This window comes from Bradyrhizobium sp. Arg816, from assembly GCF_029989365.1.
Lineage (GTDB): Bacteria > Pseudomonadota > Alphaproteobacteria > Rhizobiales > Xanthobacteraceae > Bradyrhizobium.
Window position 1 is genome coordinate 1 of the sequence record NZ_JAPRAQ010000037.1, and the last position, 26,091, is coordinate 26,091.

Annotated in this window: 24 protein-coding genes; 9 read left to right on the plus strand and 15 right to left on the minus strand. The window is 57.2% G+C overall.

The genetic code is table 11. The annotated features are described in order from the left end of the window. The 4 genes from OWC48_RS42785 to OWC48_RS42800 all read right to left on the minus strand — a co-directional run. Positions 1-336 (minus strand): transposase (locus OWC48_RS42785; RefSeq protein WP_282525405.1); only part of this gene is annotated, 336 nt, incomplete at its 3' end. A gap of 286 nt (positions 337-622) precedes the next feature. Beyond that, complete coding sequence (locus OWC48_RS42790) at positions 623-1,465, minus strand: DUF5677 domain-containing protein (RefSeq protein ID WP_282525406.1); 843 nt, start codon at positions 1,463-1,465, stop codon at positions 623-625. Positions 1,466-1,524: 59 nt separating this feature from the next. Next, a complete protein-coding gene (locus OWC48_RS42795; protein ID WP_282525407.1) occupies positions 1,525-1,914 on the minus strand; it encodes a hypothetical protein in 390 nt (129 codons plus the stop codon). Positions 1,915-2,264: 350 nt separating this feature from the next. After that, positions 2,265-2,618, minus strand: coding sequence for a hypothetical protein (locus OWC48_RS42800; protein WP_282525408.1), 354 nt, complete (start codon positions 2,616-2,618; stop codon positions 2,265-2,267). 167 nt (positions 2,619-2,785) lie between these two features. Between OWC48_RS42800 and OWC48_RS42805 the strand changes: the two genes are divergently transcribed. Beyond that, positions 2,786-3,370, plus strand: coding sequence for an IS1595 family transposase (locus OWC48_RS42805; RefSeq protein WP_282525409.1), 585 nt, complete (start codon positions 2,786-2,788; stop codon positions 3,368-3,370). 675 nt (positions 3,371-4,045) lie between these two features. On the opposite strand, the gene OWC48_RS42810 is transcribed toward OWC48_RS42805, so the two are convergent. The 3 genes from OWC48_RS42810 to OWC48_RS42820 all read right to left on the minus strand — a co-directional run bounded on the left by OWC48_RS42810 (position 4,046) and on the right by OWC48_RS42820 (position 5,937). Continuing rightward, a complete protein-coding gene (locus tag OWC48_RS42810; RefSeq protein ID WP_282525410.1) occupies positions 4,046-4,219 on the minus strand; it encodes a hypothetical protein in 174 nt (57 codons plus the stop codon). Positions 4,220-5,410: 1,191 nt separating this feature from the next. Continuing rightward, positions 5,411-5,644 carry a hypothetical protein gene (locus OWC48_RS42815; RefSeq protein ID WP_282525411.1) on the minus strand — a complete coding sequence of 78 codons (234 nt, stop codon included), beginning with the start codon at positions 5,642-5,644 and terminating at the stop codon, positions 5,411-5,413. A gap of 32 nt (positions 5,645-5,676) precedes the next feature. After that, entirely contained in the window at positions 5,677-5,937 is a 261-nt protein-coding gene (locus OWC48_RS42820; RefSeq protein ID WP_282525412.1) for a hypothetical protein, read from the minus strand. 316 nt (positions 5,938-6,253) lie between these two features. On the opposite strand from OWC48_RS42820, the gene OWC48_RS42825 reads away from it, so the two are divergent. Then, positions 6,254-6,514, plus strand: a complete 261-nt coding sequence (locus OWC48_RS42825; RefSeq protein WP_282525413.1) for a hypothetical protein — start codon at positions 6,254-6,256, stop codon at positions 6,512-6,514. Positions 6,515-6,634: 120 nt separating this feature from the next. Beyond that, positions 6,635-7,012, plus strand: a complete 378-nt coding sequence (locus tag OWC48_RS42830; RefSeq protein ID WP_282525414.1) for a hypothetical protein — start codon at positions 6,635-6,637, stop codon at positions 7,010-7,012. A 68-nt stretch (positions 7,013-7,080) separates the two neighbouring features. Here the strand turns inward: OWC48_RS42830 and OWC48_RS42835 are convergent, their stop codons facing one another. Beyond that, positions 7,081-7,293, minus strand: a complete 213-nt coding sequence (locus OWC48_RS42835; protein WP_282525415.1) for a hypothetical protein — start codon at positions 7,291-7,293, stop codon at positions 7,081-7,083. A 652-nt stretch (positions 7,294-7,945) separates the two neighbouring features. Then, positions 7,946-8,362 carry a hypothetical protein gene (locus OWC48_RS42840; protein ID WP_282525416.1) on the minus strand — a complete coding sequence of 139 codons (417 nt, stop codon included), beginning with the start codon at positions 8,360-8,362 and terminating at the stop codon, positions 7,946-7,948. 1,499 nt (positions 8,363-9,861) lie between these two features. Between OWC48_RS42840 and OWC48_RS42845 the strand changes: the two genes are divergently transcribed. Both OWC48_RS42845 and OWC48_RS42850 read left to right on the plus strand, forming a co-directional pair. Continuing rightward, positions 9,862-10,026 carry a DUF2934 domain-containing protein gene (locus OWC48_RS42845; RefSeq protein WP_282525417.1) on the plus strand — a complete coding sequence of 55 codons (165 nt, stop codon included), beginning with the start codon at positions 9,862-9,864 and terminating at the stop codon, positions 10,024-10,026. Positions 10,027-11,666: 1,640 nt separating this feature from the next. Continuing rightward, a complete protein-coding gene (locus tag OWC48_RS42850) occupies positions 11,667-11,837 on the plus strand; it encodes a hypothetical protein (RefSeq protein WP_282525418.1) in 171 nt (56 codons plus the stop codon). 1,003 nt (positions 11,838-12,840) lie between these two features. On the opposite strand, the gene OWC48_RS42855 is transcribed toward OWC48_RS42850, so the two are convergent. From OWC48_RS42855 to OWC48_RS42880, 6 genes are all read right to left on the minus strand, one after another. Then, on the minus strand, positions 12,841-13,332 hold the full coding sequence (locus tag OWC48_RS42855; RefSeq protein ID WP_282525419.1) for a hypothetical protein: 492 nt from the start codon (positions 13,330-13,332) through the stop codon (positions 12,841-12,843). Between the two features lie 696 nt (positions 13,333-14,028). Further along, positions 14,029-14,580 carry a MarR family transcriptional regulator gene (locus tag OWC48_RS42860; protein WP_282525420.1) on the minus strand — a complete coding sequence of 184 codons (552 nt, stop codon included), beginning with the start codon at positions 14,578-14,580 and terminating at the stop codon, positions 14,029-14,031. 405 nt (positions 14,581-14,985) lie between these two features. Further along, on the minus strand, positions 14,986-15,429 hold the full coding sequence (locus OWC48_RS42865; RefSeq protein WP_282525421.1) for an SET domain-containing protein: 444 nt from the start codon (positions 15,427-15,429) through the stop codon (positions 14,986-14,988). A gap of 724 nt (positions 15,430-16,153) precedes the next feature. Then, entirely contained in the window at positions 16,154-17,266 is a 1,113-nt protein-coding gene (locus OWC48_RS42870; RefSeq protein WP_282525422.1) for a hypothetical protein, read from the minus strand. Between the two features lie 1,165 nt (positions 17,267-18,431). Then, the gene (locus OWC48_RS42875) at positions 18,432-18,665 is read right to left on the minus strand and encodes a hypothetical protein (protein ID WP_282525423.1); all 234 of its coding nucleotides are present in this window, start codon (positions 18,663-18,665) and stop codon (positions 18,432-18,434) included. Continuing rightward, the gene (locus OWC48_RS42880) at positions 18,662-18,925 is read right to left on the minus strand and encodes a hypothetical protein (protein WP_282525424.1); all 264 of its coding nucleotides are present in this window, start codon (positions 18,923-18,925) and stop codon (positions 18,662-18,664) included. The genes OWC48_RS42875 and OWC48_RS42880 overlap by 4 nt, the downstream gene beginning before the upstream one ends. Before the next feature lie 1,183 nt (positions 18,926-20,108). Between OWC48_RS42880 and OWC48_RS42885 the strand changes: the two genes are divergently transcribed. The 4 genes from OWC48_RS42885 (at position 20,109) to OWC48_RS42900 (ending at position 26,079) form a co-directional block, all read left to right on the plus strand. Next, positions 20,109-20,381, plus strand: a complete 273-nt coding sequence (locus OWC48_RS42885) for a hypothetical protein (protein WP_282525425.1) — start codon at positions 20,109-20,111, stop codon at positions 20,379-20,381. Next, positions 20,378-22,846: an AAA family ATPase gene (locus OWC48_RS42890; protein ID WP_282525426.1), complete on the plus strand. Its 2,469-nt coding sequence runs from the start codon at positions 20,378-20,380 to the stop codon at positions 22,844-22,846. Before OWC48_RS42885 ends, OWC48_RS42890 begins: the two co-directional genes overlap by 4 nt. Before the next feature lie 817 nt (positions 22,847-23,663). Beyond that, the gene (locus tag OWC48_RS42895) at positions 23,664-25,049 is read left to right on the plus strand and encodes a sugar ABC transporter substrate-binding protein (protein ID WP_282525427.1); all 1,386 of its coding nucleotides are present in this window, start codon (positions 23,664-23,666) and stop codon (positions 25,047-25,049) included. A gap of 67 nt (positions 25,050-25,116) precedes the next feature. Further along, entirely contained in the window at positions 25,117-26,079 is a 963-nt protein-coding gene (locus OWC48_RS42900; protein ID WP_282525428.1) for a carbohydrate ABC transporter permease, read from the plus strand. Positions 26,080-26,091 lie beyond the last annotated feature (12 nt).

The window sequence follows — 26,091 nt, forward strand, 5'->3', positions numbered from 1 at the left end:
GCGCCAACGGGTCATCGACGATCGATCGAACGGCAGACGGTGGCAGAAGCTCAATTCGCCGCAGAAGTATTGGTAGTAGGGGTTCTCGATCCAGCGGGCGCACAGCACCTCATCTGACAAGTTGTGCATGTGCTTCAGAATGAACAGGCCGGCCACGAGCCGCGTCGGCAAGCCAGGCTGCCCCAACCCTGTTTGGCAGACCGAACTAAAGCGCTCATCCAGAAACTTCCAGTCGATCAGCGCCGCCAACCGCACCAGCGGGTGACCCAAGTCGATGATCTGATCGAGCGCCGGAAGCAGCAGGTCTTTCTGGCGATCGTCCCGCGGTTTGCTCATCGCCTTCCCCAACGCCGATGACCCGACATCAGGGAATCACGAATCGCCCAAAAGCAAAATCCCAAAACGCAGGAAAAGAGGTCCAGCACCCTACTTTCCTGCAAAATCGAATACTACATCAAGACCAATTCTGCCTACTCCTCAGACCGATCCGTATTCTTCACGGACGACTACCCAACACGATGGCCTTCTGACGTAGCGCGCCCTTGCAGTCTCTTTGAATTGTCCTTGGCCTCGATCAGTCACGGCCGCCCTTTGTTCGTGGTCTCGGTCTTCGACGGCTGCTCTAAATTGCTGGCCATTTTTTACGCGCAAGATAAGCCTCATGCGCATCAACAAGCGAAAATACTCGATTCTGCAGATCATCAAGTTTCGGCTCGAAGTGGCTTGAAAGCTCATCTCCCCCAATGAACTCGAAGTAGATCTTCAGGGTGTCGGCCACCACCAATGCGAGGGATGTTACCGTTTGGGGTCTTGGTCGCTTCCAGGCCATCTTCGGAGTGAAAGAGTTGGTGGCTTCGTTCCAGTCTAGATGATTGCTATAGATCTCATGCCAGTTACCGTGAATGTTGTGCGAGGGACCACCGAAGAATCCAGAGTATGCGTCTGCTAGCCCGACATCTTTCGCCTTCTCAAAGAGGTTTTTGTTACCCCAAGGTCGCTTGTCGCTAGGGTTCACATGGTCGAGCGGTATGCCGGCCACTCTTTCCGCTCTTTCAATTGAATTGAGCATTCGATCTTCAATCGGCAACACAACTCCGCTCCGCGCGAGAATATTGGCCTTGAGCTTGTCTCGAAGTTTGCGTTCATGCTGCAGAGACTTCTGAACGTAGGAGTCGATCAGATCGGCGGAGAAGTTTTTAATGAAGAACCTGATGTTTACGGTCGTTTCGAACAGCGGTCGCGCGATCAGGACTGCCGTTTCATCGCGATCTTTGCATATTTGATCGAGGAAGGCGTCAAGCAGTTTGTATTGCCGAACCACCGTGCCTCCGACGGCCGCCATACTTCGATCCCAGCTCGCCTGAGGGCCCAACGTGCCAGCAGCTATGCAGGCATAGCTGGCGGTCTCGACCATCAGAGATACCGCGAGGGATGTGAATTGGCTTTCTTTTGCAAAGGAAGCCATCGCGTCGTTATCAACTGGCACGCGGTCGATGAGCGGGACGCTATGGCCGGGAGGCACCACTATTTGCCCTTAAACGCGTCCTGTCGAACCTGGACTCGGGCGAGGTCGAATTGCGGGATTTCTGCCCCTCGTTCTCGCCTAACGTCCAGCATGTCTCTCCATCGATCGCTGGACCATGGCCCCGTAGCCTGGATGCATTCTACAAATATTTCGGTGAGCTTGCCAATCTTTGCTGGTTCGCTGGCTGAAAAACCTGCCCGCGTCTCTGGATGGTGGAGGCGCCACCAAACCTTTTCGACGATCATGTCCTCGCCGTAAGGCTCGGGATTGTCGGGCCGGTTGATCGAAATGTACGAGCCAACTCTCGGAACTTCCGGAAGGTCAAATTCCAAAGAGTACTCCGGGTTCAGCTTGCCCACCTCCCGAACCACTACGATCGCGCGCGTCATCTGAAAGCTCCGAAGCAAAATGGTGTCTGTGGCGGCTTGCTCGCACTCAGTCCTGCGAAGTTGGCCAATGCAGCGCGACAGTCTTAAGGCCAGCACGATTGAAATAGTCGAACATCCGCCTTGAGCCGATCACTTCATCGATCCGCCGATAAATTTGATATTGCCGCTGCGGCACCTCCACCTACCATGCATAATGATTGATACTGATCGACAACAACTAAGCGCAGCCAACGCAAGTGCGAATGAACCTGCTTGTCATCTCTTCCAGACTGGAGCGCCTGTTCGGGCCCGCTCGCTACGGGCGATCTCCTTCGCGATCTCTTCTGCCTGCTTCTGGAAGGGTGACCCTATCATCCATTTCCTATCTTTTCATTGCTCAGATATCGCAGAAAAACCGGGGCGAGCAATTTACTGCCAATCAAGACGAATGCATCTACGGTAGCAACCAGTAACTTAATGTCGAGGCCCTTGGTTGAAGCTGCTACGAGGAAAGAAAACGCCACGAGATAGAAGATCGTTACGAGAAGTAGCATCAGACCCAGGAAGCCTGCATCTATTGCATCCTCCTCTGTCTCTGCGTGGAAAGCGCTGTACCAAAAGAACATTATAATGATTCCGATGGTGATCAGGAAAGCTAATCCCAGGCCTGCACCAAACCATTGCCATGCTGCTTTTGAGAGCGCTTCAGACTCAAGCATAAGCATCTCGACCCTCCGCTTCTGAAAAAATGGCGATCAAGGAAGAGACGACCGGCGTGCTTGACGACGAAACGCCCAGCTAGAGTCATCGGAGCCCCCGCCCACAACAATCAATTCAACCGCAACCGATGCGCGAATGCAAGCCACGTTGTACACAAGCGGAAGAGTGGTCATTGATCCCTCTTCAGCTTGCGCCGGCTCCAATGCGGCTCTTTTCCCTTCGCGTTAAGCTCTGGGACGTGATGCCGGTTCATCGCCCGCACGACCCCGATGCTGGCAACCGCCACAAGCGCCGTAGCGGCACGCAGGGTGGTCCGAAGGACAAGACTCCCGTGATCGGCGCCGTTGAGCGGGAGGGAGAAGTCGTCGCCAAGGTGCTGCCGGTTGCCAATAAGGTGACCATGCATGCGTTTGTCAAAGAGACGGTTTCTCCGGACGCCAAGATGCTGGCGACCGATGCACACCCGGTTTACCAGCGTCTTGATGGCAATCCGACGCACCAAATCGTCAACCATCAGGCGGGCGAGTATAAGAAGGGTGAGGCGCACACCAACTCGATCGAGTCGGTTTGGGCGCTTCTCAAACGCCAGATTGTCGGCACCCATCACTGGGTCAGCGCGAAGCATCTGCAACAGTACGTGCAGGAAATGACTTGGCGGCTGAATCGGCGTAGCATGAGTCCTGCCGAGCACATGAACGCCCTGTTCGACTGCGTCGTCGGGCCGATGCCGTACAAAGTGCTGATCGCCGATGAGTAAGAAGATTAAGAGTACGCCGCCGGAGCCGCCCCTTGGCCTCGATATGCCCTTTGATGAAGCATTGAAGCGCTTTATCGGGACTGATCCGAGGGAAGTAGAGGCGAGCGTTACGCGCGCCAAAAAGAAAAAGCCGCCGGGCAGGAAGCGAAAGCTCCCGTCCGACGGCGAAGTCAGTCAAGAGAACGTAGTGTCTCTACGCTACCGACGGATGCGGAAACGGAATCACGGTCGCTGACGAACGGTGACGCGGCAAGCGTCGCCAATGCCCGCAAACCTGCTGAATCTTGCCATCGCGAATGCGATTGTAGGTATCGATCCAAATAAAGCCGTTCATGCGTGTAGTTCCTTTCATTCGGTTGATTGGGGACGCAAACGCGCACGCGCGACAGCGCGCTCGGTCGTGAGGGACTGAGCGTGCTGTCGCAGCCTCGAACTGAGATTGAGGGCTTCGGGAGGCCGCTCTTTCGCGGCTCCTACCCCGGGCAATAAAAAACCCGGCGCAGAGGCCGGGCTCCTAAGTGCAACGATTTTCGCGGCGTTAAGCGAGGGAGAGTGAAGAAAGAGGGGACCAGCGCTGTCGCGCGGCGTCCCTATTCTCCTAATAGGGAGGAAATCGCGGGCAACCGTGGGAAGGTTCTCAAAATTGCGGGATCAGCGCCGTCACCAGGCTCCCACTTAGGCCGTGCCTGAGTGGTAGAAGCCGAAGGTCAATTGCAGATCGGAATCGCGAAGGCTGAGTTTCGGCGTCAATCCCTTGAGGTACGAACCGACCTCAATGATTTGGCCGTTGTGCCATCGCAAGTGCGACCTGACATAGACGTCCTTCGGCGCTTTTCCATGGTTGTGCATGGGTCTGCCTCCTCTTTGTTGGGCGGTGAACAACCGCCCTCGCTTGGGAACGCACAAGCGGCGATAGGACAAAGGGAGTTGCCGGTGACGGCGCTGAACTTTCACCTCCAAGACGGGGTTTGGACCCGTTCGGGGACAATTCTTCTAATGGGACAATCTCTGCCATCAGGAGAGAGTTGTCCTAGTGAGCACGCAAGCTTGCCGCCGAATAGTTCAAAACCGCCGTCTTACGCAGAGCACACCCTGCGTCCGCCGGATCGATCGTCCTATTCAGTCTAGGGCACGGGACGTTTGACCGTGGCGCACCCTCACACCTGTTTTGTACTCGACACGCAATACGCCGTTCGTGAACAGACCATTCTCTTCCCCGGCCGCCCAACCCGAGCCTAGCTCAAGGGCTGACTTCGCGGGCCCGTCCCGCGCATCGGTTTAGTCAACGCAAGCACTCCGGGTGGCCGGAGGGGTGGCTACAAGGGTGGCTGTGGTTCCGCGTGCAAAGCTTCGCCTTACGCGTGGTACCCGCGCGATTCGATCCGTAACAGTCGAATCGACCTTTTATAAGCGCGTGCCGTAGCTTAGGTCAATGTCAACACGTATATAGGTCCCTCTTTCATTCTCTTTGATCAATATCAGAGGGACGCAGATCGTCGGGCCAAAGATCTGTCGCCCGCAAGTTGGCGCTACTTCTTGGTGAGCCTTAATCACCACGGCGCCTCATCCGCGAGGGTGGGGCGCTTAGCTCCACGAGATCGACGACTAAGCCGCTTTATGGCCGCCTTTTGCGGGCCGCCTCATCACCAAAGCCGCTCGCTCAATGTCGCCCCGCCCCTGTCAAACAGCGTCTTGAAACCCTCGAGCATCCGAGGTGGCTGCCCCTCTGCCGGCATGTTGCAGCGTGGGCACGGCGCGCCAGCGCCGCCACAGGGGCAAGTCCCGTCCTATGGATAATCAGGATGACTTTCGCACACCCAGCCGACGTCTTCGCAAACGAAACAATTCATCGCGCTTCCTTTGGGCGGCGAGACGGCCCCGGCTGCAGGGGGGCAAGGGGTTAGGCCGGGGCCGCTCCGCCAGCTCGATGGCGAGCCAGCAAGAAATAACTAACGAGCCGCAACCGCGGTTCTTCCGGGGCCATCGGGCGACCTGGCCTGAAGGGGCGCAGCAGCCTGCCTCAGCGATCGGGCGGGCTCGCTACTTCGTCAGCTTGTGAACGTCCCCCGGCTGTAGGTTAAGCTGCTCAAACATCCGCTGCTGCGCAGCTGTCAATGCGACATCCAACACTTCCGCGGTCCAGCCTTCTGGAACGGCAGCGAGAACCAATGTCAGCGCCTGGCTTGGCTTGGCGAGCGCGATCCAAATTTGCGTTGTTGTGTCGTCCGCGGTCACTTGAACGACGGTAAATGAGCTGCCGAACGACTCTGCCATTTCGTTCAATGCGGCAACTAGCACACGGGTTTCTAATCCGAGGCGACTCGATCTCGCTTTGCCGGTCTTCCTTCCTGCATATTCTCCAGCGCGGTCGGCGGTTGTAAGCCCGGCGATGTCAGCCATTCATTGATGTGAGCGGCGGTATCGGCCTGGCGAGCTCGCCGGAGATATAGCTCGCGCTGGGTGCCTGGCGGCAACTGTGCTGCGGCCTCCTTGAAGCGCGCAGCCTCCTCGGCCAATCGCTCTTCAAATGTTTTCGTATGCTTGGTTCGGTTGCGACGCTTGATCATGCGCTGCACCTTTCCGTCAGAGGAAGGCGGGAGCGCATTGTCGCGTTCTCATCACCGATGTTTGCCACAATACCGCGCGGTGATAGCGCCTAAACTACTGAGGGGCGTGGTTGGTTTCTTTATCCTTTGTTAAGTCATTGATTTATTTTAAGAACTACTCAATTGTGCTAACTACTCATTTTACTGGAAACACAACATTACCGCGCCCCCACGGCCCGTGCGGTATGTGGTCTAATCCCATCGGACGTTTGATTCGCTCGGTGCGTCGGCTGCGGCCGACGAGGTAAAGCAGAGCATCTTTTCCAGGGGCACGCTCTTGCCCAATCCAGCAAACGATAACCATCGCGTACAGCCGCGTGGCCTACGCCGTGCGGCTGCTGCCCGCTATCTGGGCATCAGTCCAACGCATTTCGATGCCCAGCGCAGAGCCGGCAATATTCCGGCGCCGAAGCAGATGCTCGGCGTGGTGCTGTGGGACCGCCAGGACCTCGATCGCTTGTTCGACGGTGTTTCAGTCGCGAATGAAAACGACGGCTATTGGGACAAGGCATGCGGCAGCGAAAGCCTAAATTCGTAAACGAGTACGTCGATAGGCACGGCAAGCCCCGCGTCTATCTGCGACGCCCCGGGCAGGGCGCAAATCGCCTTGCCAGCGCCTTTGTACACGCCGGAATTCTGGACGGCCTATCGTGCGGCAATGAGCGCTGACGAGCGGATGCCAGAGGTGCGGCGTGTCAAGGTCGGCAGTATAGCGGCGGTGGTGCGCGCCTATTACGGCTCGACTGAATTCAAGGCTTTGGCTGTGAGCACGCGCGACACCTATAGCGGAGTGCTGGACCGCTTTGTTGATAAGCACGGCGAAGGGCCGATTGCTGGCCTTCAGCCAAAACACATCAATAAGCTGATTGACGAGATGGCCGATATGCCATCCGCCGCGAGCCGGAAGCGGCTTAAAGGTCTGATGGACTACGCGGTGTCTGCTGGCCTTCGCAGCGACAACCCGGTTGTCGTGGCTAGCCTAAAGAGTGCAACACCATCGGCCCGAAAACTGGCTTGTAGCGCTCATCGAGCATGAAGATCACGAAAGGCTCGTTGAAATCCAGCTAGACGATGACTTTTCATAGATTGAGTGCCGAAACCAATTCATTCCAGCGGCCTCCGCGAATGCCATGGCATGCGCCAGTGCCAGCCGCAGCGTTTGTCATAATCGAGCAGGCCAGCGGCGACGTTGCAGCCGACGAGCGGCGGCAACTCCACACCGGGGCAATGAGTCGTCAGACCATCGGCGATACCATCGCATCGCACACAGACCTTGAAGCTAAAATCCCGGCTGAAGTAATGACCGGGGAAGCTCACTAAGATTCCCATAGCTCTGCGCAGCCTCCTCGTTGATATAATCGAATTGTGATTGCGTCAGATCGCTGGGATCTGTGAGACCGAGAAGGCACAGATCGTCTTGGAGAGGTCGCAGATCACGACCGCGGACTCCAGGCGCGGGTGCCTAGCAGCGTGCGCTAAAAGCCCTTGTATGTCCGTGCGGACATTCCGCGTCGGCCGGGTCAGAAAGGAATGTCTCGAAGGGAGCGACGGGATGAGTAGATGACTCACCGCGAACTCCAAGCTTGCGCTAACGTCGTCTAACGCGCAAACCTAATGCTCGGATACCTATTTCTTCGCGTTGGTTGTCAGCGATTTTCGTGCATGCCTCGCATGTTTTGTGCGAAAAGTCGCTTCGGCCGCAGTTATTGCGCTAGCCGCTCGATCCAAATCGTCGCGCTACAATACAGAGTTGTGTTTTGTCCACGGAGACAGGCAGGGGCTGGCCATCGACCGAAGGAAGCAAGTCAATTTAAGGTCGGTCAACGTGGATACGCGCTCGTCGGACCTGCGCTAACGCAACACATGCCAGGCTTTGCCATTGGGACACGATCGACACCAAGGAATCGGATGGAGCCCTATACGCCTCATCGCGTTTCCCGCCCGTCACAGCTGCCGTTAAACAATTATTTCAAAACACGCCAGCGCTCAAGTCGAGGCCATAGGCCGCCGCGATAAGCGAAATAACAAGGCCACTTCCGCAGACCACAAGAAGGGCCTTGAGCATTTCAAAGTGCCTTTTGAACTGGATCTGCGGAGAGCACACACGGACGGAAATCGGGCTGACGTTCGGTTCCATCTTGACGAGGTCGAAGCCGTTTTTATGCACACCGAGCAGCGAGAGGCGTGGGCGCACTGCGTCGGCTGAAGCGGCCTCGGCAGGCCTCAGGCCATTAGGTCCGTGATCCGCATTACCTGCCCTGCAAGCTTGCTCCTTGATGCCCTCGTTGCAGGTCCAGACGAAAATCATTTTGGCCGTGAACGTCTTCTCGTCCTGGTCGATCTGAAGTTGCCCTTCGGTGATATGGCGGGCCACGGCATTGTCCATCGGGTGCCGGGATCTTCGATCCCGGCTGCGGGATGATGCCACGCATCAAGTCAGTATTGAAACCGGGAATGAGGGACGGTGTCTCACCACCGTAAGCATGCACCACGACACTTGGCCACGTCGTGGTGGCGCCCTGTAGTCCGTCGTTTTGCGCAGCCGCTGGCCTCACGAGATAACCGACCAGCTGTTCTCGTTCAGCCTGCCGTCCGACTTTCTTTGTCCGCCCCGTCACGATCTTGAGCGCATTATTCGGCAAAGGCTGTTGTAATGTTTTGGCCTCATCCATGGCGCGCAATCCAGACTTCGCGTTCCTCGTCGATCGTCAAAATTACCGGCCTTGCCTTGGGGGGGATCGGCCCGACCATTCGGCGTATCGTTAGGAAGCCGTGACCAAATGCGGCCTCGGCGTGGTCAGCCTCCTGCATCGAACCAACTTTGAATTGGATAGACATTAAGCGTGAACTTTCGAATCCAAATTTCCGTGGTTTCCCGTTGCATCAATGGAGTAACCTGTTTTCGCCTTTGGGGGCGTAGGGATGGCGCACTACCGAGCTTACCTTTTGGATCAGCACCACCGCGTTATAAGCGTGGCCAATTTGCAGTGTGCCGACGAGCAGGAAGCACGAGAACGTGCTCAGCAGCTAGTTGATGTCAACGACATCGAGCTATGGCAACTTGATCGCCGTATTGCGGTGTTTGAGGCCGCCATAATCCGAACTTCGCAGGCGGCGGTACAGGAAAGCGTTCAGCGGGCGCAGCCCCCTACAATGAAGCCTAAGTGAAGGCTGCGGCGCAAAAGAGGCGCACGACTCGGGTTGAGCGCAAGGATGACGGCTTGGTTTGTGGTGATGCTATAGAGATTGCAAATGGAGAACACCGGCGCCGACCTACTCGACCTCGATCATTAGCTCCTTGGTGGCCCGCAGCTTCGGAGGTAATAGCCTTGTGCTTGAACGGCTGACTTGATTTCGTCGCTGACCTTGAGAACTCTTTTTCTGCTCTTGCGCCACTTATGTGCAGCGTAAAGCGCGGGTACGGCAGAGCCTGTACTTAGAACGAGGAAGTCGCGCTTGTCATTGCGATAGACATCAAACACCTTTTGCCCCCGCTGATCATATTGAACTAAGAATGAAATATGTTGGTCGTCTTAATGGAGGAGCTTAGTATCTTGAATGGCTGTGCGGGTTGTAAATCTGCAACGCCCGCGACTTTTGCTTCACCGCGTTCCGGATTTAGAACGATTGATGCAAGCCCGGACTATCGCCAAATTGGACGCGCTAGGCAGCTACTTCAGCGATGCCGTGAACGGCACGAGACAGTAGGATCGGCTTGTAACCCTCCCGTACGGAGCGGAGATGCCCTGGAGCCCCAACAGCAATGATCAGCCGGATGTGATCTAGGGAAGCTTAGAACGAACTAACCACCGAGGAGATCTAGCAGACGCGAGAATTCTGGAAAGGGTGGCCAGCCTCAGGTTGGTCTCATCGGGAGTAACGCACATGGCAGGTCCTCCAACCCAAAAGGACATCGAACGCCGGGCATATCATTTGTGGCAGCAAGCCGGAATGCCAAAGGGGAGGGATCAAGAGTTCTATTTGGAAGCAGAACGACAGTTAAAGGAAGAGCTGATCAGCCACGAGCTCAAAACGCCGGATACGCTGTGAGACGATGGCGACAAGGCAGTCCATGGTCGCCACACAGGTGAGAAGCGGTTTCATTATTTGCTCCAAGTTGCATACCGCAGATGGCGAAGCCGAGCGTCGCTGCAGGGTAGGTGAGTCGGGCCGCCCTGTATCGCGGCAGGTCCAAGTCGAGTCAAAGCGTCGGTGTCGGGCAGAATCGAAGGCTACCATTTGACGGCCGCTGCGCACGAGTTGCGAAGGCGCGTTGCTTTGGAGGCGCTTCGGCGCCTGACCGCGTGACGTAACCTGTGTACGCCCGCGACCGGACGGTCAAAAGTCCGTTCGATCGTGCTCCTTTTTCGGTAGCGCGCCGGTAGCGCGCTATTTCGCGCGTGTGAAGGTGCTTGGCGGCGAGTTGATCATTGAATGCCGGCCTGAACTTGTCCCGCTGATCGAAAATATGAACATCGCCGACCAGATCGTGGTGCGGGGCCTGCCGCTGCCTCCTGCTAACTTACATTGCTACATTTGTACCTTGCCTAGACTTTTCAATCGAGACTTCAGTTCAATTCCAACATGCCGTACCTGGCTGCGCCACGAGATCGTGTCCGCAAAGTCGCGCCGCTACTTGCGGCTACCGGCGCTGCATACAAGGTGGGCATTGTATGGTTGCCCTCTCCAACACTTCACACCGCAAGACTGCGCAAACTATCTGCGAAACGCCGGGTACGCTTCCGCCTAAATCGGAAAGGCTCTAGGGTGTCTTTGGAGTAGGGGGGGCCCGAACAGTTCCGAAAGAGGGCGGAGTCCGGGAGCAGGTCGACCCCAAGTCCCGCGAGGTAGCGGCCGACGATCTTTCGCCTTTTGAAGGTGGCAGTCCCGATCGCCTGAACGCCGGTCTTCCCGCGCTCAATCCTGTATTCCTGCCCGTCCCAATGGGCCAGGGTAAGGGGCCTTCCGTCGACCGGTGAGAACCCCGTGTCCCACAAGAGGGCAATTAGCGCTGCAAGGCCGAAATACTTCTCGCGCCACGCCCGCTTAACGAGGCATTTTGATTTCGCGGTTTTGGCGTTTCACGGCGGATTGCTAACGACGGGTCGTGATCGGCAGGACACAGCTTCATCCCAGGCAGCACGCCGTACAGCGCGCGCCAAATCTTCATCGCGCGAAATGCCTCGTTGACGCCCTTCCGCTGGATAAGCCCGAAATACCAGCGGTCGAGATGCTCAAAACGAACCGTAGCCGGCGCTACATCACCAAAAATCGGTTTGATGTATTTCCAGCCTCGATCCCAAGCCTCGTCTCGTTGTGGTCGACGTCTATGTGAAGGTCCGTCCGCCCCGGAAGAAGGGAGAAGACGCCTATGCCGCGGACTACGAGGCGGTGACACCCCTGCAGCGCTACGCCAGCGAGCATAGGCTAGCCGTGGTTTTGGTGACCCACACGCGCAAAATGGAAGCTGAGGATCCATTAGAAGCGATCAGTGGCACTAATGGCGTAACCGGCGCGGCCGACGCAGTTTTAGTGCTCAACCGGGACGCCAAGGGCACGACCCTTTATGGCCGCGGTCGAGACATTGAGGAAATCGAGACGGCAATGCGCTTCGACAGCGGCAGGTGGTCGGTCCTTGGAAATGCCGACGATGTCCGAAGTCGGATGAGTGGCGGAAGATCGTTACAGTCTTGAAGGAGACGGGTGACGAACAGACGCCGGCGGCGATTGCCAAGCCAGCTGGTATGAAGCCAGAAAATGTCCACGTGTTGCTGCGCAAGATGGTCAAGGACGGCGAAGTGATGCAGCCTCGCATCGGCTACTACACGGTGCTAGCCCAGTTCGGGCAGGCGCGCGGCTAGCTTTATAGAACTCTGACTATTCTGGTTACTCCGATTACTCTTCTAGAGGAATCACCGGAGCAATCGGAATAATCGGGAGTGTTATACGCAGAAGCCCCAACGAGTTTGTGCTTCTGGAGCAGGGCGGTGGTCATGCCCTTAGAACGCGCTGGCGAGGCCGGACGGCGGCCTTGCCCCGCGGCCGGTGTTCGGTCAGGGACGCTGCCGAATACTCACCCTTGGCGGCCCGCCTACCGTTTGTATCGGTTCACCGGCCGCACGGTCCAGCGGCGGGTGTGGCCTAGCGAGGCCTACCGTTCCGGGAGGTGCATCGTTGCTGGCCGTACGAGTATCGATGCGCTCTGACGTGATTGCCGATCCAATGGCGATGGCCAAGGCGATAGCAGATAGGAAAAGGGCTGTCCGGTTCTGGTTGTCCATCGTTAGACCTCCGCGAACGGCTCCATAGCGCGGGGATAACGCCGAACTGACGACTTGGTTCTTACGGTGGCCGGCGATGGGTAGGGGGGCTTCGATTATAACATCCGTTCGAGGCGGTGGCTGAGCGGAGATTCATCAAGGCAGCCCTCGACGAAGCCGAAAATTATCAGGCGATATGTCTCAACATTAGTGGGCCGGCCGCGGCTGTCGACTTGGGCCGGCGGCCGTAGCAGATTGGCGACGGGTCGCCCTGTGCGCTGAGTAGGACGGCCCCACTGCTCTGGTTGGCTGCCCGAGTATGGATGCACTCGGCCGCTAGGCGCCAATTCCGAGCAGAAATACGACGACTAAACCTTTGCAATCGCCGCTATCCTGCTTGTTGCGATGCTACATCGCCAAATATCCCTAAGGGAAACCGGCTTTGGTTAGATCACTGTATTTCGCTGTCGCGGCGGTGCTCTTTTGGGGCGCTCTCGGGTGCCTTTTTTTACTCTCTTTGGAAGTTGCCGTTCTAATCGTCGCGCTGCCTGGTCTCACCCAATTTCATTCCGAATCGGCGCTCTCGCAATATTTCCGAGTATTTTCAGTCTTGCGTCGGCCCGAAGTCGCTCGCCAGGAATTGCTCGTGGGTCCATTGCTTCAGCGCATCGTCGTTGAGCACCGAGGTGACCAAGGCATTCCAATTCTCACCTGCCTCCCTCCATTTCGTTTTTCGGTCCGGAAGGTTACGCAGCAACCGAAATGCCCTCGTTGCGAACTTGCTTGCCTCTTTCCCTTCAGCAGCCTCGCGGATCACGTCTTTGAACAATTGTTCGGGAAAGGTCCACCCGGCGCCTGTGAAGCGGTCGGCAAATATGTATTCGAACGAGGCGCGAAACACGACCGCGGCTAGCGCATCCTCATATTCCGTGCCTGCGCTGCGCAGGTCGAACCATTGCAGCAGTCTTCGAACGGCTGCAGCAGGCGAAAACTGGCAGTCTCCGAGCGTGAGAGATACGAACATATACGCGATGTCTGATTGAAGTTCGTCGTCCAGAGACACGTACCAATGTTTGATTGCTTCAATAGGAGTCATGTGACAATTGCTATGAAAACGCGAGAATACAGGATGCGCCCCCGCTCAGGCGCGCTTGATCACGTAGCGCCATGGCTCTCAACCAGCCGACTGCCGGCAGGGGCAGTTGCCCAGGAATCCCTGCTTCTCTGCTGTAAGACATCGACGATGGTGCTCGCCGCAATTCGATGGCACGTCGTGGTTGGCTGCAAAATAATGCGTTCTTAACAGAAGGGAAGTATCAAGCAACGGTGTAGGGTGCTGCCTCGTGCAAAATGAACGCATCTCGGTCAGTTGTCCTCACATTAGACGGTGAATCATTCTTACGATTAGTCCAAACTGCGCAACCGAGAACGACGCGACGAGCTGTCGAGGATAGCCCATAGCGCTCTGGGGCGTCGCTCGTAGAAGACCGCGCCTCCGAGCAAAAGGATTGGCCAAATGCCGCAGAGTTATCGCTTATCATCGTCTCACGGAAAAAGATGCAGAAACGATTGCCAGAGTCGACGTAAATCGCTGCGTTGGAGCTTCTGTCGGCGCATGGCTCCTTCAGCATGCGCACAGCCATAGCTTGGAGCGCCGAATTTGATCACTCGGCACCGGCTCGAGCTGTGTTGCAGAGCGGCATAGTAAATCCAAGCTCCCGATCCAGGATTTGGGTTGTGCTCGTTGTGATCGCCGCGGCGAATAGGTTCGTGGGCTCAAGTTGTTGACCGGCTAAGCGTCCCGCAGCTGCTGCTCTCTTGAAGGTTCTTGCATCTTTAACGCGGCGTGTAGGCGAGCCTTTTCCAGCCGTTGCCTGACTCCGCTAAGGCAACTAGCCAGCTTTGCGAAGTCCGTAATATCGAGATAACCAGAAACAAACTCATCGAGTTCTTCCTGCTGCGCCGTGATGCTCGCAAGTTGCCTGCGAGCGCTATCGGTTAGCGACAGGTTGACGATTCGTGCATCGTTCGCGCAGCGCTTACGTCGCACAAATCGCTTATCCTCAAGCTGTTTCGAATGCCTCGTAATGAAGGCGGACTCAACCTTCATCAACTTTGCAACCACGTTGACCGGAACTCCGCCGTCCTGTTCCAAGTCGATCAACGCCATCAAGATCATCATTTGTGGTGCAGCAATGCCCAGCGCATGCGCCTGGAAATAACGAAGGTCGTCCAGACACACATTAATGGCTCTGATCTCCCACGTGAATCGCCTGAGCACATCCTGACTCGCGGCAGGGCTCTTCCCGAGCCGTCTTTTCAATCCTGGCAGCTTGGACGGCATCAGATTTCAGGGAGCCTCCATCCTAAAACTATTCCGGGCGAGCAGAGCGCAGCTGGCGGGGACGACATATGCGCCTACTTCGAAGCGTCGAATCCCGGGTCAATAAGCAATCCCACCAACTCGCTTCCGTGCCAACCTTCCTTGCAGACACGTCCGGTGCCGAAGCTGCCTAGGAGCAAAGCAGCTTCACACACTCACCCTGGTGAAATCACTCAAAATACAACTTTCATATGCAGAATTCCTGCTTCATGAACTGCTTTTGCATGCGATTACAGCGTCTAACGTCCTGAACGTCGCGAGTCCGCTCCAAAAGCGACACTGCTCCGCCACACGATTGGACTGCGAGCTTTTTAGGTTGTCGAGAGCTGCTCACTGAATCACTAGAACAACGCGTACGGCGCAGGATCAACCTGTCGGAGCCGGCTCCAGGCTTCGAAAGCAGGAGCTGGAGATCGCCAATAGCTCCTTATTCCACGATAAGTCACACCCTGGATCGAAAGACAAGTAATCGCAAGTCAGTTCTTCACCAGGTTGTACGTCGCGGGCCGTGAAAATTCTGCAATGATCGTCTTGATATGTGTTTGGATGACTGCTGTGATTCATGAAGCGAGCGTTGTCAGCATTATACTCTACGACGCCGTCATTAACCTTGTGGTCCCTCGGATAGGCATGCTTATCAAGTAGAGCTTGAAATGTTGGAGCTAGAGCTTCGTATTGTTCGCGCGTCACCGCAATGTCAACGATCGGGTTGTGAATCCAAAGTAGCGCGCCTTTAGGCAAACGAGTCGCAGAGAAAAGTCCAATACCGCCAAACTGGTCTGGCTTCAAAATAGTTTCAACAATCAACATCGAAGAAATCCCCAAAGTCACTAACACCGAGCAAGCTAACTGACGTGAGCTGCGAAATCTCCTGCACGAATTGGTAGGGTCGTCTATCCGCGGCGCCTTCATCACAATTAGGAGTTCCTCGGGATTCGTTTCGGCTTGCATGGTCCGGATCGCCTTCCGCGGCACCGCCATCGTGGTGATGCTAGAAGGGGCTGCAGGTCGGTGGGATTCCGGGCAAAGATCCGCGCCGATCAAGGAGGCGAGTGATCGTGACCTGTGGACTCTCAACGCGGCGGCACGCCGGCCTTTCTCGCGGCCCTGCAAGCCGCCGACAAGGCCTTCCTCAAGGCCTTCACGAGCTGGGGGCGAATGCGTCAATGCCCATTCGTTCCTCTGCCTTTGCTAGAAAGAAAGTGGAGACATGGGCAGACATTATAGTGCCGAGCGCCCCGGAGGGGTCGGCAGTCACCTCCGAGTTTTCTGCACTATCACCTCGCCGCAACCAGCCCAGCAATCTGATCAGGCTCTTTACCAACAAAAAGGCGCCATGGCTGTTCGGCTCAACAAGGAGCCGCTAAGCAATGGCGCCCGCAAGTTCATCGGGGCCGGCAGTACCTATCCGGACCGCCCAGAACCTCACTAAGCTCGCAAGAGGCGCTGAAGCAAGCTATCGTCCAGCAACAAGTTCGCTACCTGAGCTATCTGGACTGGCCTCTTACGTAGCGACTGTCCCTGGTGTCTACATCTATGGATGATGGATGAGCCGAACGTCGTTGGGTCCTCCCGGCCCCAAGAGCGCCGTGTAACGCTCGCCGCGAATGTCATATTGCTTCATCGGCTGCGCTGCGTCCGGCAAGAGGCCCCAGTGGCCGAGCTTTGAGATCATCGTGATTGGGGCGGGCTGTGTGCCGTGCGAAAAGCCCTCAGGAACGGCGAATGATGCGGCGTAAATCTCGCGGGCCGCGGGCGGCGTCGTCTCAGCTGTGGCGGACGCCGGAGCGGCTTGCTCCATCGTCTGTGCAAGCAGTGCTGGCGAGGGCCGATTCGCCGGCTGTGCGCTCGGCTGCGAAACGCGTTCCGGTCGAGATCCGAAATGAATGGGTGCGCCTGACAGATTGAGTGGAGAGCTGCCCCTCATCGCCGCCGCAGGCACGAACAGCGCCGTGAAGCGGTCGTTATGAACTATGAAAGGAGCGGGTGGGGTGTCCTGGCTCGGCGGGACGCTGCTACCCTCTTGCGCGCCTGACGTGCGCTGGTCGTCCTGCCGCGAGTTGAAGGAACGAACGGCCGCTCCGGAATCCACGGCGTGGTCATGACGCTCGGTTGGCTCGAGAGACGACGATGAGCCGGCGTTTTCCAGCATCGCCCACAGCAGATCCTGAGCGTGGTCTTCCGCAGGAAGGATCAACGGACCGCTGACCCGAAACGGTGTGCCAGCCTGTTCAATTAGCTCGCGAGGGGCTGAATTGCTAGGCTCGCTGGGCCGGTGCTCAATGGCATCGGCTTGCGTCTGGCTTAGTGTCCTCTGTCTCTTCGCAGGCCTCAACTGGCCGGTGTAGTCCTCACCCATCAGGGCAGCGGCGTCCTCGCGTCCGCTGACTGCGTGTTCGGGATGAGAACCGTCGGCCCTCTGGTGCTCAAGTCCCAAGGCCTCGGCGAGTCTAAGGCCTTCTTCCGACAGATGAGGATAGTAGGGATCAGCAGAAACAGGATCCTCTGCGATCGCAGAGGTACCAACTTGCGGCACTTCATCCAAGTACGGCTCAAAATCCGCTTGCTGCTGTTGCGCTTGCGGCACCGCGGCGCTGTAAGCAGCGAACTCTCGGTCGAATGGGTTGATCGTGTTAAATGGGTCCATGTCCGCCCCCGGTTCGAGTGTGTCGCTCTCGCTCTATTAGGACCAGCTGTCGACAAGCTGACGCACTCAGAGAATTCGGTGAGCCAAATGGGCCTGCCCGATCGCCACACTTCGCTCGAAAAACGCGCAAGACTGCGCTTCAAGTGGCACGCCTTGCGGCATTTTGCGGTGTCCTGCTGGATGGAGGCCGACCTGAACCAAAAACAGTTCAGACCTTTGCCGGCCATAGCAGTCTTTAGGTCAAGGACCGCTACGGCCATCTGTTCAAATCGGACGACCACAACACTCGCAGGATATGATCGCGAAAAGTCTCTTTGATTCGAAGGCATAAAGGGTCTTCGGACCGCTCATCGACATGCCGCATTGGGCGGCGGCATTCAGCAGGTGTCGGATCCGCGTGAGTACCTATCTCAAGCGGACCGATCGCAATGATCAAACGCTCATTGAACATGGTGAGCGGCTCGGCAACGGCGTCGTGTTCAAGCGACTTGGCTTTCTTGCGGAGCGACGTTCGGACGGAGCATCACTTGCCGAACTGTGCCGCACGCGGCGCACGGCAGGAAATGCGAAGCTTGATCCCACGCTGGATTATTCGCGCCTCGTCTCAAGATGGCGGCTCTTCATTCCGTCGACCTGGGTCGCGGAGGCCGAGATTGATCGGCAAGCGCGAATTTCTTGCTGTCGCAGGGCAGACCTTGCTCGGTCCGCATATTGTAAGGACCGAGTCCTCGGTGGTTTTATCGCCGGCGTCGGCGCGCATGAGGAACTCGCCGAAGGCTATCTCACCCTTATTCCGACATGCCTGAAGACGACATCGAGGTACTGGCCTGCAACTACGTTGAGGCCTTCGCGTAAACCTCAGGACTTTGGCCGAGCGAACGCGCCCGCGCGATCTCTACGATGGCGTGAATCCTTATCGAACCGCCGTCGAGCGGACAGAGTGTTGTCTCGACCGAGCCGCGTCCCCTTAAGGGCGCCATAAATAACTTCAGGCTGATCGCCTGCGTCTTCGGGCCCATGCCTATTGTGACAGAGACTTATGGTGGCCGCCTCGCGACGTAACGGAAGGAATCGAATTAGAGGCTTTCACCCGTTCTGTCGACGTAAGATAATCTGGACTTCGGCCCTCGCTTTCCCACTACAAGCGCGTCGAGATCAGATATACTCACTCGCCCTCGTTGTATTCGGCCCGATCGAAATCCGGGCCGAACAGCGCTGCTGCGGCGTCGTAGAGCGCGACGGTATTGACGGTCGACTGCATGGCGTACCAGGCGCGCAATGCCTCGATCGCCGAAGCATGGGCTAGCAACTGTCGCGACGGGGTTTGCCAATCGAGCACCTCCAGCTTGGGCGCCTCCCGCTTCGTGCCGCTCTCGAGGATATTGCGATCGATTGTCATTTCTCTGCCTTCGCCGTCCTAGTTGGTCCGCCAGACTCTATGCGCTCGCAACCAGCCTGCCAGTCTGCGCCGTGTTGACGGAACATTTCGCGATGCGACCGTTTGATGAAGGCGCGCTCGGCGCAAAAGCCGGCGGTGACTGAAGCGGCTACCGCTAGGCCGCAGGCGACGTAGTCATCCAGCAAACTCCAAATTATGTTGCTGCCGGCGACGACGGCAAAAGTGAGTGCCATGACGGTATTGCGAACTGCTTTAACCATGCTTGTTCCCCCAGCCGATCGGCGAGGGATGTTAACATTGCAACCACGACGTTCTGCGGCGTTTGAGGGGCATGATCCGTCGCATTTCTGCTAGATCAGCTTGTGGTCGCGCGCCATGCCGCGCGCGGCTAGACGGCACTCAGTAGTGCGCCAGTTCGCGCGAGGAGATCCTTCGCCGGCTTTAACTGCACGATGGTCCCATGTAGCCGCGGGCCAGACGAACGACTCGAAAGAACTGGTGGCCGACACGGGATGTGATCACCAGGCACGAGGTCTGTCAGGCCGAAGCAGCATCAGCAGCTCAGAGCAATCCACGGCAATTGCTGTTGGGGCAGTGGCCTTCAGCGGCTGCGACGTTGGCCGTGGCTTGGTAAGACTTGTGGGAGGACCGGTTGCTCCGACGACATGTTAGGAGAGCCGCATGGCATGAGAGAAGCTTCGTCAATGACAAAGCCCGGCCGGGGCGGAATTGAACAAAACTGCAGGCTAACCTGCTGAAATCCTGCAATGTGAGGCTGCTGACCAAACGATCAAAGCGCGCGAATCGCGCTAATGTAAGAGCGATGAGGTTTTCGTCCGGCGCGTAGCAATGATATCGAGGCGCGAACGCAGCGCGGGCGTCCAAAGTTCCCTTGAGTCATCAAGGCCGGTGATGATGCGCGAGCAACGAATCCCATTCCGAATTTTATATGACGGCGAGTGCTTCATCTGCTCTCGAACTGTGACTGGCATCAGAAAGTTGCGTCAGACGGTTGCTGTCCCTGGGTTTGGCGTCGAGGTGGATTTGGCCGTTTATAGTGAAAACAATTCTCATCCAATCTCGAGCATGGAGAACGCGGCCATCCTTATCGCTATCCAGATGGTCGCGCGCGCCAGCCATGCTCGTGTTGCGCGGCGCCGCGCCGCCCCAGGCGCGTAGTTGTCGTTTGCCATGCTCGGAAAGTTCGAGGAGTTGCCCCGCTGCGCTCCCAGCCGATGGCCGCATTTGACAACATGACGACGCAAGGGCGCTTGAGGCTGGCTCGGACGACCAATGCGGTCGCTTGGAATTCGTTCTGGTACGAACGTACAAAGGACGTGCTGTCTGCGAGGTTGATAAGGAGTTACTCGTGTCGAAATGAGCGCCGAATCTCTTGCGCGCGGACCGTGACAAAACCAAATGTGCTTGCGGTTCCGAGATGAGATGATGAAGACGATGTGCTGGGGGACTATAGTGGCCAACAATGAAATTGCTTTTGGGATCGATGACAACAATACCGTTGATCAAAGCATCTCGGCGCTCGCGGCCGCACTGAAACGGATCGACGATCCGCTAGCGGACGTCCTGTCAGGGGCACTTGCAAAGCTCAGCCTGGAAATCGCCGTCGATCAGGAGGCGCTCCTCGATGCGTTGTACGCAGCGACTGCGCCGGTGCAACCGCATCAGATCTCCCCTGAGGAAAGCACTGCCCAATGAGCGGCTGGTATCTTCAGAAGGTTTCAATCGAAGGCTTTCGCGGCATTAACAATGAGGGTGCTCCCCTCGTTGTCAAACTCAAGCCGGATTGCGTCAACTCCATCTCCGCGCCGAACGGTGTCGGGAAAACGTCGATTTTCGATGCGGTGGTCTACGCGATTACCGGTCGCATTCCCAAGCTCGACGAGCTGCCAGCGGCCGAGAAAGGCTCGTCCTACTACCTCAACCGCTTCCATGCGGGTGGTGTTGGAACGGTCACCCTGACTCTTGTGCCAGCCGGCGGCGGCGCCGAGGTCGATGTGACGGTCCGGCGCGATGCGGCCGGCGGGCGAACCGTAGCGGCAAGTACCGGGGCAGACGGAAATGCGATTCTGGCCGACCTCAATCGCGAGTTCGTCCTTCTCGATGGAAAAATATTTCAGGACTTTATCGATCTAGCGCCCCAGAAGCGCGGCCGATCGTTCGCCGGGCTGCTAGGCCTGAAGCGGTATTCGGCACTGCGACAGGGGTTGGCCTCGCTGACAAATACGAGAGCATTCAACAATCACTTTGGCGTCGCCACCAAGGAAGCCAAGCAGAATACTGCGACTGTCTCCCTCCAGCGAGCGCAGGCCAACATAAGGGAGGCCTTCACTGCGCTTGTCGGTGACGAGTACGATCCGGCAGAAGCCGAAACATCTATGCTCGCGAAGGCGCATTCCGCTCTCAGTGGCATCGAACTGCTCAAGCCCCTCTGCGAGGGGCGGACGTTCGAGGAGATCGACCCCACGAGTTGCGTCGATGCAGCGAAGGTCGCGGAAGGAGGTGAGGCGAGAGCAGAGCTCGCTAAAATCTTGCGCGACGAGGCGAGGTGGTCGGAGGCACTGAAAGCCGCGCCGAGCGAAGAGGATGCCAAGCGCCTTGTCGAGCTGGCCGATGCTCGTGATACCGCCTTTAAGCTTACTCAAGGCGATCTTTTCCGCCAGCTCTACGGCCTCAGCGAAATCATCATCGCGGATGACGGTTGGGTGGATAAATGTGTCTGCCCGACATGTGATCGATCTGGTGCCGGTTCGCTACTCGACCATGTTCGCCACAAGCTCGCGGCCTTTGAGGCCGTGGAGACAGCTTCGGCCAATCTGGTTCAAGAATGGACCAAAAAAGGTTGGAATCAGCTCGACGAGCTGGAACGGTTAGGGCAGCAGCCAGATGAGCAGGCCCTATTCGCCCAGGCAAAGGACATCGGACTGACGGGGGCCATCGACGGGGCGCGCGCACGCTCGGTCGTGGGATGGAAAGAGACGCTGACTGATCGCGCGGTCGCCAAGCTCAAGCACCTCACCGACAGCAAAATCACACTGGAGAAGAGCCTTCCCGACAAGCTCACGGCTGTCGTGGAGAAAGCCGAAGCCGCACGCCGCCTCCAGAGCAATTTGTCGGACCTGCGCGCCGCCCTGAGAGAGCAATCCGCCATCGCTGCCGAACTTGCGCGAATTGCTCGGGTCAAGAGCTTCCTTGACACGGCCAACTCACGCTTCGCCAGTGCCGAGTCCGCCGCAAGTGCGCGTCGACTCGCCGCGATCGAGCCTGTTACGCGAAGTATTTTCGCGGCGATCATGTACACCGATGTGGTGCCGGCCCTGAAAAAGCGCGCCGGCAGCGAAGATCTTTCCATCTCCCTCGCTCAATTCTGGAAACTGCCGGACATCTCGGCCCAAGCCGTCCTCTCCGAGAGCTATCGCAACGCCTTCGCGATCAGCGTCTATTTGGCGGCCGCCTCGCTCTATGGTGGGGGCGCCAAGTTTCTGATTCTCGATGATGTCACATCGAGCTTTGATTCTGGGCACCAGTTCCATCTGATGAACGTGATCAAAGGACAATTTGCGCGCCCTGGGGTCCCAAATGGCCCGCAGGTCATCCTGCTTAGCCATGACACAGTCCTGGAGAAGCTTTTCAACACAAATGCAAACGAGGGCGGCTGGTGGCATCAGTGCATACAGGGCACCGCGCGGACATCGGTGCTGCCGCAGTCGGGCGCGATCCATAAGATCCGCGATGCAACTCACGCCTTTCTCGATACCGGAAACACCGATGATTCCGCGCCCCGGATCAGACAGTACCTCGAGTTCAAACTCGAGGAGGTCATCTCGAGGGTTGGCATTCCCGTGCCTATCAACATTGCTTTCAATGACGATAAGCACATGGCAAAAAACCTCATAGATGCCATCAAGGCAGCCGTCGATCTCCATGACGCGGCCGGGCGCCTGGTCCTGGAGCCTGCCCAGCTCGCCGGCCTCGGCACCTCGGTGGCGACGATCGTGAGCAACTACCTCTCGCATTGGTCGACAGGACAGACCCATGCCTTCACGGCACCATCACTTAAAGGGGTAATGCAGGCGATCGAGAATTTCGCGGGTTGCTTTCAATTCGAGCATCCGGCAGGCTCGCGTCAGTACCGCTACTATCGATCTCTTAGCCAAAGGTGAGAATCGCTGTGGCTTCGAGCCCTGCTACCAGATCATCCAGGTCGTGGGGCTTGTCACGACAGCGGCCACCCAGGAGATTTAGTGTACCCTCGCCGCGAAAACGGGCTGCTGCGACAGACAATGCTTTGTCCCCAGGGGTTAGAATCTGGCGCTTTTCCAGGTACGATCCAGTACCCGTCTCGCAGTCCCATTTGTTGCAAAACGACCGTCATGCCGCTGAAGTTTCTGCAGACAGTTCGCGCCGCCTGATCTTGGCTCGCTGAATGCAAATAAGCAAATGCGCTTGAATGTGCTGCAAGACGAATTCAGCAGTTGATTCGAGGAAAGCAGATCAGACACTTCCCCCGCTGCGGTCGCAGCGTTTATCGCACCGCCGTTTGGTCAAACGAGAGACCAAATCGTCGGTGCGATGGGAGATTGCGAAAAGTTGCGGCAATGCGTCGTATTCTGCAGCGAGTTGTCGTCTCTCTTGAGGCATCCACTCAAGAACAAGATCGCCGCCTCCGTGACGAGTGGCGGGATCAATAGAGCATTTGAAACCAGCTACTGATACAGCGCGAGTAGTTAGTTAGGATCGCTCATTCTTTGTGGGGCTGGGTTCGCGGGGCCTGAACGTGCGCCTGCATTGATCATTTCTCACTATGGCTTCTTGAAGCGGCTCCTGTGATGCCGCTTCCCCGACGTACCCAATGTTACCCAACTTCGATCTGAATGGGTGCATATGGGCGGAAAATGCCGGTTAGCGTTCCCAACACTCGCGGTCCTGGAAGAGGAGGGGCGCGTGAATTGCAGGCCAAAGAGCCCAAAGGAGGGACTAATGCCAAGGACGCTAGCCGCTTTGCGCGGCCATTCGGCTCATTTTCTCAAAATCGCTCTGATTTGCTCACCTCTCTTGCTCGGTGCGTCCGCATCTTTCGTCCAGGCCAAAGCGGAGGATATCAACTGGCGCCAGTTCGAGGGCTCTTCGATCGTGTGGGCTTACGACATCCATCCGTATGCTGATGCCGTTGCAGCACAGTTGCCTGAGTTCGAGAAGTTGACAGGCATCAAGGTGACGCCCGAGCTTTATCCGGACGATGCCTACTGGAATAAGCTGACCATCCAGCTGAGCACAAAGTCACCCTCATGGGACGTCGTCGGCACGGGAATTCAGCCAGCTTGGGATCTCGCGCCCGGTCAACTGCTCGAGCCGCTCGACCGCTACCTGAACGACCCCAAGCTCACCTCGGCGAGCTATGATTACAAGGACTTCTTCCCCGCACTACGTGACGCGCTGACATGGGAGATCAAGAGCGGGCAGATCGAGGCGGGCCGGGGTCAGGTGTGGGCCATCCCGCACGGTTTCGAAAACATCCAATTGTTCTACCGTAAGGACATTCTGGACAAGCACGGTATCAAGGTTCCGACAACCCCGCCGGAAATGTCCGCGGCTTGCGAGAAGCTGAAATCTGCGGATCCTGCGATCACACCTCTCGGCGTGCGGGGAGTCCGCTTTTGGAGCAGCATCCACACGGCTGCAATCTCGATTGCCAAGTCCTACGGTGTGCACGACTTCGTCGTCAAGGACGGCAAGTTAGAGACCGGACTCGATTCGCCCGCGTCGGTCGCCTTCCACAAGGACTATGTGGAAATGATCAAGAAGTGCGCTGCTCCATCCTTTGCCAACGACAACTGGTATCAGGTGGTCGACGGCATCAATTCGGGTCGGACAGCGATGGCGATCGATTCCAACATGTTCGGGTTCTGGAACGATGTCGCCGGCAAGCCCGCTTCGGGCAAGATTGCATTCGCTCCTCCTCTGCGCGCTCCGAACGGCAAGAATTTTGAATCGAACATCTGGATCTGGTCCCTGGCCATGAATGCGGCCTCTCAGAAAAAGGGAGCAGCCTGGCTGTTCATCCAGTGGGCGACGTCAAAGCAGGTCGAGCTCAACGGTGCCGTCGCCGGAAAGCTCGTCAACTCTCCGCGCGCCTCGACCTGGAGCGACAAGGTTTGGCTCGACTATGCAGCTAAACCGGAATTCACGAACTTCGTGGATACCTTCAAAAGCGTGCAGGAGAGGGCTGCATTGGCCTTTACGCCGCGCGCAGGGTTTGCCGAGGCAATGAACGCCTGGGCGGTTGCCATGCAGAAAATGGTCAACGGCGCGGACGTGAAGGCGACGTTGACCGACCTCGCCTCGGAGATCCGCTCCTCCATGTAAGGCGATCGGGGGCGGCATAGCGAATTGTCGCCCCCACTACGCCCGAGTATCTTTTGAGAAGTGAGCGATGGACCTTCGAGGCATCGACGCAATCGTGACGCTACAATCATCGGCAGACCAGCTGGCCTCGTCCAATAACGAGCAGGTGCAAAAGGCCGAGCAGAATGCTCTTGACTGGTGGAGCCTTGCTGCGATTGCCCCCGCAATCATCATCCTGCTTGGATTTCTATTTCTGTTTTTCTATGGGGTCTTTCAATCACTGACCGATCTCAAGTTTGGCCGTCCCGTGGTTCGCTTCATTGGATTCACCAACTATGAAGTGGCGATCAAGACCCAAGATTTCTGGAACAGCGTGCGGGCGACTATGGCGTATGCCTGCTCCGCCGTGCTCGCCGAAGCGTTCTTTGGGCTTGCGCTCGCCAAATTGTTCGCAAGTGGAGTGTTTCTTGCCCGGCTGATGCGGCCCGTCATTCTCCTTCCGTTGGTTTTGCCGCCGATGAGCGTCGCTTTGATGTGGACCACAATGATGGATCCGCAGAACGGGATCCTGAATTATTTGCTTTCGCTTGTTGGGATCGGCCGGTTCGCATGGATTTCGGACGCCAGCACGGCGATGTGCTCGCTGGTTCTCATCGACATATGGACTTACACCCCATTTTTTGCGCTAATAATCTTCGCCGGCTTGCAGGGAATCAATGACGAAATCAGAGAGGCCGCGCGGGTCAATGGCGCGCGGGCTTGGGCAACGTTCCTCTATATCGAGCTTCCGCTCATCGCACCGTACATCCTGATCGCCGCGGTGTTTCGGCTGATCGAATCGCTCAATCAGTTCGATATCATCTTCGGAACAACCCAGGGCGGCCCGGGTGACAGTACCTCGGTGCTTTCGGTCCGCGCCTACATCACGGCCTTTCAAAATCTCGCTTTCGGGCGTGGTGCCGCGCTCATGGTTGTCAACTGGATGATCGTGCTTCTCGGGACCTTGGCCATGGTCAAATTGTGGCGGTTGGTCCGGCAGCGCGTAAGCTAGAGGAGGCTGAAC

Bases quoted from the DNA above. Each gene is read 5' to 3' on its own strand.
- OWC48_RS42790 (WP_282525406.1), bottom strand. From the start codon at position 1,465: ATGGCTTCCTTTGCAAAAGAAAGCCAATTCACATCCCTCGCGGTATCT.
- OWC48_RS42795 (WP_282525407.1), bottom strand. From the start codon at position 1,914: ATGACGCGCGCGATCGTAGTGGTTCGGGAGGTGGGCAAGCTGAACCCG.
- OWC48_RS42800 (WP_282525408.1), bottom strand. From the start codon at position 2,618: ATGCTTATGCTTGAGTCTGAAGCGCTCTCAAAAGCAGCATGGCAATGG.
- OWC48_RS42810 (WP_282525410.1), bottom strand. From the start codon at position 4,219: ATGCACAACCATGGAAAAGCGCCGAAGGACGTCTATGTCAGGTCGCAC.
- OWC48_RS42815 (WP_282525411.1), bottom strand. From the start codon at position 5,644: ATGGCAGAGTCGTTCGGCAGCTCATTTACCGTCGTTCAAGTGACCGCG.
- OWC48_RS42820 (WP_282525412.1), bottom strand. From the start codon at position 5,937: ATGATCAAGCGTCGCAACCGAACCAAGCATACGAAAACATTTGAAGAG.
- OWC48_RS42830 (WP_282525414.1), top strand. From the start codon at position 6,635: ATGAGCGCTGACGAGCGGATGCCAGAGGTGCGGCGTGTCAAGGTCGGC.
- OWC48_RS42840 (WP_282525416.1), bottom strand. From the start codon at position 8,362: ATGGACAATGCCGTGGCCCGCCATATCACCGAAGGGCAACTTCAGATC.
- OWC48_RS42845 (WP_282525417.1), top strand. From the start codon at position 9,862: ATGGCAGGTCCTCCAACCCAAAAGGACATCGAACGCCGGGCATATCAT.
- OWC48_RS42855 (WP_282525419.1), bottom strand. From the start codon at position 13,332: ATGACTCCTATTGAAGCAATCAAACATTGGTACGTGTCTCTGGACGAC.
- OWC48_RS42860 (WP_282525420.1), bottom strand. From the start codon at position 14,580: ATGCCGTCCAAGCTGCCAGGATTGAAAAGACGGCTCGGGAAGAGCCCT.
- OWC48_RS42865 (WP_282525421.1), bottom strand. From the start codon at position 15,429: ATGTTGATTGTTGAAACTATTTTGAAGCCAGACCAGTTTGGCGGTATT.
- OWC48_RS42870 (WP_282525422.1), bottom strand. From the start codon at position 17,266: ATGGACCCATTTAACACGATCAACCCATTCGACCGAGAGTTCGCTGCT.
- OWC48_RS42875 (WP_282525423.1), bottom strand. From the start codon at position 18,665: ATGACAATCGATCGCAATATCCTCGAGAGCGGCACGAAGCGGGAGGCG.
- OWC48_RS42880 (WP_282525424.1), bottom strand. From the start codon at position 18,925: ATGGTTAAAGCAGTTCGCAATACCGTCATGGCACTCACTTTTGCCGTC.
- OWC48_RS42885 (WP_282525425.1), top strand. From the start codon at position 20,109: ATGATGAAGACGATGTGCTGGGGGACTATAGTGGCCAACAATGAAATT.
- OWC48_RS42890 (WP_282525426.1), top strand. From the start codon at position 20,378: ATGAGCGGCTGGTATCTTCAGAAGGTTTCAATCGAAGGCTTTCGCGGC.
- OWC48_RS42895 (WP_282525427.1), top strand. From the start codon at position 23,664: ATGCCAAGGACGCTAGCCGCTTTGCGCGGCCATTCGGCTCATTTTCTC.
- OWC48_RS42900 (WP_282525428.1), top strand. From the start codon at position 25,117: ATGGACCTTCGAGGCATCGACGCAATCGTGACGCTACAATCATCGGCA.